General features: G+C 64.0%; 6 protein-coding genes. 3 read left to right on the top strand and 3 right to left on the bottom strand.

Annotated elements, in window-relative coordinates; translation table 11 throughout:
• Window positions 1–3: 3 nt before the first annotated feature.
• The 3 genes from LXM96_RS19430 (at window position 4) to LXM96_RS19440 (ending at window position 4,036) form a co-directional block, all read left to right on the top strand.
• Window positions 4–309 (top strand): hypothetical protein, encoded by a 306-nt coding sequence (locus LXM96_RS19430; protein WP_240000223.1) that lies wholly within the window; start codon window positions 4–6, stop codon window positions 307–309.
• A 189-nt stretch (window positions 310–498) separates the two neighbouring features.
• Window positions 499–2,007 (top strand): ATPase domain-containing protein, encoded by a 1,509-nt coding sequence (locus tag LXM96_RS19435; RefSeq protein WP_240000224.1) that lies wholly within the window; start codon window positions 499–501, stop codon window positions 2,005–2,007.
• The gene (locus LXM96_RS19440) at window positions 1,991–4,036 is read left to right on the top strand and encodes a hybrid sensor histidine kinase/response regulator (protein ID WP_240000228.1); all 2,046 of its coding nucleotides are present in this window, start codon (window positions 1,991–1,993) and stop codon (window positions 4,034–4,036) included. Before LXM96_RS19435 ends, LXM96_RS19440 begins: the two co-directional genes overlap by 17 nt.
• A 54-nt stretch (window positions 4,037–4,090) precedes the next feature.
• Here LXM96_RS19440 and greA read toward each other — a convergent pair whose 3' ends face one another.
• From greA to LXM96_RS19455, 3 genes are all read right to left on the bottom strand, one after another.
• On the bottom strand, window positions 4,091–4,573 hold the full coding sequence (gene greA / locus LXM96_RS19445) for a transcription elongation factor GreA (RefSeq protein ID WP_240000225.1): 483 nt from the start codon (window positions 4,571–4,573) through the stop codon (window positions 4,091–4,093).
• Between the two features lie 227 nt (window positions 4,574–4,800).
• Window positions 4,801–5,862, bottom strand: coding sequence for a patatin-like phospholipase family protein (locus LXM96_RS19450; protein WP_240000226.1), 1,062 nt, complete (start codon window positions 5,860–5,862; stop codon window positions 4,801–4,803).
• Between the two features lie 149 nt (window positions 5,863–6,011).
• Window positions 6,012–6,278, bottom strand: a 267-nt coding sequence (locus tag LXM96_RS19455) for a DUF389 domain-containing protein (RefSeq protein WP_240000227.1), incomplete at its 5' end; no start/stop codon positions are given.

Raw genomic sequence — 6,278 nt, forward strand, 5'->3', positions numbered from 1 at the left:
TTCATGGAAGAACCGGGCCGCTGGCGTCAGATGCGATCCGCACCGAAGGATGGCAGCCGCATCCTCGTCACCATCCGCCCCTCCGAGCAGGGGCCGGGCGCTGTCGATCTTGTTTATTGGGCCAAAGCCGATCAGTCCGGCGGAGATGCCTGGCGATCCTCCGACTCCGCCCCCGGCCGGGTCATCGAATATGCCGAACCGGAACTGAAATGCTGGATGCCTATGCCATCGGCCAATGACGGGCCGCTCCTCCTGCCGTCGGCCTGGGAGGGCCAGGACGAAGAGGAACTGGATGGCTCAGGGATCTAGGGTCGGACGAAAGTGCCGGTCTTGCTCCGGCGACTGAGGCCACAGCTTTGCGCCTCCATCCAGGCCATGCCGGCTGTTGTCGCGCCTGCCCAAGGCACGGCCTCGCGGAACGAATCCTGTCGATTTCGCGTCTTCCTTCTACCAAAACCAGTGCAGCTACTCTAATTCAGAGGCCGCCATGGAGGAAGTATGACAGACAGTTCAAGTGCAAAAGCAAAGACCGGCGTGGAGGGACTGGACGACATATTGTCCGGCGGACTCTCGCGCCGGCATGTCTTTCTGCTCGAAGGGGCGCCCGGCTCCGGCAAAACGACGGTCGCCTTGCAGTTCCTCTTGGAAGGAGCCAGCATCGGCGAGCGCTGTCTGTACATCACCCTTTCGGAAACCGAGGAAGAACTGCGGGACAGTGCCCTCTCGCACGGGAAGGACATCGGTGACCAGATCGAGATCTTCGAGCTCGTTCCGCCTGAAAGCCTACTGGACGCCGAACAGCAGCAGAGCCTCCTGTACTCTTCCGACCTTGAGCTCGGCGAAACAACCAGGCTTATCTTCGAAGCGTTCGAGCGCGTAAAGCCCCACCGGGTGGTGATCGACAGCCTGTCCGAAATTCGGCTCTTGGCCCAGAGCTCTTTGCGCTACCGCCGCCAGATCCTCGCGCTGAAGCACTTTTTCTCGCGCTCGGACGCGACCGTGCTGCTGCTGGACGACATGACATCCGATGCCACGGACAAGACCGTCCACAGTGTCGTGCACGGCGTCATCCATCTCGAGCAGCTCGCTCCCGGGTACGGATCCGAGCGTCGCCGGCTCCGGGTTCTCAAGTACCGAGGCCAGGCCTTTCGCGGGGGCTATCATGATTTCATCATCAAGACCGGCGGCGTGGCGGTCTTCCCGCGGCTGCGCGCCCTGGAACACCGCTTGACGTTCGAGCGGTCCGTGCTGACGAGCGGCATCAGCGAGTTCGACGACCTTCTGGGCGGCGGCATCGCGCGTGGCTCCAGCACGCTCCTGATCGGCCCGGCCGGCACCGGAAAGAGCCTCTTTGCCCTCCAGTTCGTTGAAGCCGCGACCCGACGCGGAGAACGCGCCGCGATCTTCGTTTTCGACGAGGAACTGGGGCTGCTGTTTGCTCGCACGAAGCAGATGGAGCTCGATCTTGAAGCCCTGCGCGACAAGGGCCTGATCCACATCGAGCAACTCGACGCTGCCGAACTCTCGCCCGGCGAGTTTGCCCAGCGCGTCCGCGACAGGGTCGCCAGCTTCGATGCCAAGACCGTCGTCATTGACAGCATCAACGGCTACCAGGCTTCCATGCCGGAGGAGAACGCCCTCATCCTGCACATGCACGAACTGTTGCAGTATCTGAACAGGCAGGGTGCCAACACCTTCATCACGGTTGCGCAGCACGGTCTGGTCGGCGACATGAAGTCGCCGGTGGATGTGACCTACCTTGCCGATATCGTTATCCTGCTGCGCTACTTCGAGGCGGATGGTCGGGTTCGCCGGGCCATCTCGGTAATCAAGAAGCGCATGGGGCAGCACGAGGATACGATCCGCGAATACAAGATCGGCTCAAAGGGGCTGACGCTCGGCGAACCGCTTTCCGGATTCCAGGGGATCCTGCGTGGCGTCCCTGTTTTCGTGGGAGACCGCCAACCCCTTTTGCAACAATTCGGCGAGGATGGCACCAATTCCTGATCGCGATGTGTTTGGCCTGATCCACGCTCCGCTCGGCCGCGACGCGCAGATCGCTGCTACCTTGCTGCAGGAAGCGGAGCTGCGGGCTAAGATTGCCCCGACGCTGGAGGCCCTGGTGGCGGACCTCAGCGAGAACGTCGCCTTCGCAGTGATGACGGAAGAGGCGCTGCGCTCTGCCGACCTGCGTCCGCTCGTTTCCTGGATCGAGACGCAGCCGAGCTGGTCCGACCTTCCGTTCATCATCCTAACGGCCCGCGGCGGCGGCCCCGAGCGCAACCCCGCCGCCGCGCGGCTTTCGGACGTCCTCGGCAACGTGAGCTTCATCGAGCGGCCCTTCCACCCGACGACCTTCATCAGTGTCGGCCGTTCCGCCATGCGGGCACGACGCCGGCAATACGAGGCGAGCGCCCGCATGGAGGCCCTGGACGAAGGGGAACGTCGCCTGCAAACGGCGCTGGCGGCGGGCCGCCTCGGGACGTGGGAGCTCGATCTCACCACCAACATCCTGACCACCTCGGCCACCTGCCGGGCCATCTTCGGCCGCGGACCCGACGATGACTTCACTTATGATGACCTGTTGCAGGCCATCCATCCGGACGACGTGGCGCGCATGAAAGACGCGGTGCGCAACACGATCGAGACCGGAGCCGACTACGCCATCGCCTACCGGACCGTCTGGCCGGACGGCTCGGTCCACGGCGCCGAGATCCGGGCGCAGCTTTACCGCGACCGGACCGGACATCCGATCAAGCTCGTGGGCGTTTCGGCCGACATCACCGATCGGCTGCAGGCCGAAGAACAGCAGCGGCATCTCAACGAGATGCTGGAAGAGCGCGTGGCCGAGCGGACGCGCGAGCTGCAGGAGGCCCACAGGCTCGTGCTGGCCGAGGTCAGCCAGCGGGAACGGGCGGAGGAGCAGCTTCGCCAGGCGCAGAAGATGGAGGCGATCGGCCAGCTGACCGGCGGGGTGGCGCACGACTTCAACAACCTCCTCATGGCAGTCCTCGGCAATCTGGAACTGCTGCGCAAGCATGTGGCCGGCGACGTGAAGGCGACCCGGCTGATCGATGGCGCGCTCCAGGGCGCCCAGCGCGGCGCCTCGCTCACCCAGCGGCTGCTGGCCTTTGCCCGCAGGCAGGACCTTCACGTGGGCGCAGTCGATCTCGCCGGCCTCGTGACGGAGATGGAGGACCTTTTGCAGCACTCGGTGGGGCCCCGCATCACCATCGAACTGGCCGTGCCCGAGCGTCTTCCGCCCGTGTCGGCCGATGCCAACCAGGTGGAACTCGCGCTCCTCAACCTCGCGGTCAACGCCCGCGACGCGATGCCGGACGGCGGAACGATCCGCATCGAGCTGAAGGATACGGACCAGCCGGCGGACTCGGAGACGCTGGCACCTGGCCGCTATGTCGTTCTCTCGGTCATCGACCAGGGCCTGGGCATGGATGCGCAAACGCTGCAGAAGGCGATCGAGCCCTTCTTTTCCACCAAGGAACTCGGCAAGGGCACCGGCCTCGGCCTGTCCATGGTGCACGGGCTGGCGCTGCAGCTGGATGGTCGTTTGACGCTGAAAAGCGCGCCGGGCCAAGGGACCACGGCGGAGCTCTGGATCCCCGTGTCGACCACGCAGATCGAGGACAAGGAGCCGGATGTCGCCCCCGCCGGACCGCGCGACGATGCCGGGCCGAAGCGGATCCTGCTGGTCGACGACGACGTGCTCATAGCGATGAGCTCGGCCGACATGCTGAGCGACCTCGGCCACGAGGTGACGGAAGCCCATTCCGGGAAGGAGGCGCTCGCCCTGATCGATGGCGGCGCCACCTTCGACCTCCTGATCACCGATTATTCCATGCCCGGCATGACCGGCGCGGAACTGGCGAAGGCCGCCCGGGATCGTCTGCCGGGGCTGCCGATCCTGCTCGCCTCCGGCTATGCCGACCTGCCGTCGGGCGTGGAAATCGACGTGGCGAGGCTGGCAAAGCCCTATTCCCAGGATCAACTGGCCGCCATGCTCGCCAAGATGCTGTAGCGTCGCCACTCCAGCCTCGCCGGCGTCACCGGGTCACCGCATCACCGCCTCGTCTCAGGAAATCACAACAAGCTCCAGCTCCTGCCCCGCGACCGAAACGACCTCCCCCACCCGCTTTCCCATCAGCTGCCGGGCGACGGGAGACACATAGGAAATCGTGCCCGCCTTGGGATCGGCCTCGTCCTCGCCGACGATCCGGTAGCGCTGCACCCGCCCGTCCTCGCGCGAAAAGGTCACCGTGCTGCCGAAGGCCACGACCTCCGACGCCAACGGCTCGGGCACGACCTGCGCCGAACGCACACGCTCGGTGAAATAGCGAAGATCCCGCAAAGGCCCCGCCGCCTGCCGCCGCCGCTCATTGACGTCCTCGATGGCACTCGCCGCCCCATAAGCCTCGCGCGCCTCCTCCAGCTGCCGCGTCAACGCCTCCAGCCCCGCCTCCGTCACGAGGTTCGGATGCGGCGAGACCGGCCGGTCCGGCAACAACGTCTCCGCCGCCGTTTCCGCACTCTCTTCCTTGACGAAGGCAACGCTCATGGGGGGCTCACTCTTCCCTGCTGCATTTCCTCAGACCGGATATAGGCCGGAGGCCGCAACTCCTCCAGCTTTCGGACAGGTTGATCGTCCGCGGTTCGATCAAGCGTGCCGCTGCGGCCGTTTCGCGCCGCCATGTCAGTCATGGAGACTAGCTCTGAAACTTGCCGAAAGCAGACCTCACAACGACCTGTAACAGACGGTAAAGCGCGCTGCAGCGTGATCGCTGCCTAAGTGGGGCTAGCCGCTCCACGAGGACTGTCCCATCGCAGGCGCTTCACTTGGTCGTCCTGTAAACGGAAGATCGAAAGGCCGTCCCCCTGATTCAACTCTGCCCATCGGGCGAGAACCTTCTCGGTCTCTGCTTTCCCTGCCGCCCAGCGACGCCGAATGGATTGCGCAGAGAACTCTAGAGATTTGCCGCCGATCTCCTGATCGTTTCCATCATAGGAAATATGCACAATCGCTGCCTTTGCCGATGAATCCGATGTCGCCGAACTTGTGATAGCCTGCAAGGCATGTCGGCTCTGTGACGCGAAGATCAGGTCCTGCGCCCGTTTCACGGCGTCATCGAGAGAGTCTGGTGCCCTGCCACGAGCCGGTACTAGATCGAACGCCAGGCAAAGCACATCATCTGCATCGTTGGACGCAAACAATGGCGCAATCGGTAGGTTGGCGGAGACGCCGGCATCGACGCAGAGACGTCCATCAACTTTGACCGGCGGGAAGGCGATGGGAAAGGCTGCACTCGCCATCAGATGATCGAGTTCTATCCCACCCGAATGGCTGTCGAACGTGACGTCCTCGCCTGTTTCCAGGTCTACGGCAGTTGCAAGAAGCCGCACGGGGCCATCTGAGAGCCGACCGAAGTCGACGAGTTCACTTAGCGTCTTACGGAGCGGGGAGGTATCGAACAGGTATGCCGAAGAGCGGGTGCCCGGCAAAAGTGGCAGCAGGCTCGGGAGGGTCCGGTGAAAGAGGCCGGTCCGCCCGTAGGCAAGCGTCTGCAACAACGACAGCCACTCCCCTGCACGATGGCTAGAAAAAGCGCCGGCCATGGGGAGCGCAGTCTCATACTGAGCCGCGTGACCCCAAAACTGGCGCAGGCGGTCCACGCGGTCTTCCGGTGCGTTTCCCGCGATGATCGCGCCCATGATTGCGCCTACGGAGGCGCCAGCGATGCGGATAGGTGCCGCTCCCGCAGCCGAGAGCGCGTCGTAGGCGCCAGCATGATAGGCCCCGAGAGCGTTGCCTCCAGAAAGGCAGAGCCATAGCTCCCTTTCACGTCCCACCAAAGCCAGGTCCCTTTCTCACTGCATGAAGGAAGGCGACTTCTTCAGCGCCCCCCGGCACGAATAGTATAGCACGGCGGTCAATCATGGCCTGCGCCATCACCGATAGGTTTTCATGCCGCGAAAAAGATCTCAGCCTGATGACGCCATCAGTCAGAAACACGGCGATACATGAGCTTGCGTTTGAGGAGGATGATCAAGCCGCCGCTCACCAGGACGCAGAGTACCTCCGCCACCCACCGCGACGCTCCGCCGAGGATCAGATGCGGAAGTCCTGTCGCCAAGCCCATGCCGACAAGCGCCATGGCAGGGATCAAGGCCAAGGCTACCATGACGCCGGTGCCGAGGACCTTCATGCGTGAGGACACGATGATCCCACCTGCCAGTCCGGCAAGAAGGGATGTTGCGATGCCGCT

Origin of the sequence: Rhizobium halophilum (genome assembly GCF_021648825.1) — a bacterium.
Taxonomy (GTDB): Bacteria; Pseudomonadota; Alphaproteobacteria; order Rhizobiales; family Rhizobiaceae; genus Neorhizobium; species Neorhizobium halophilum.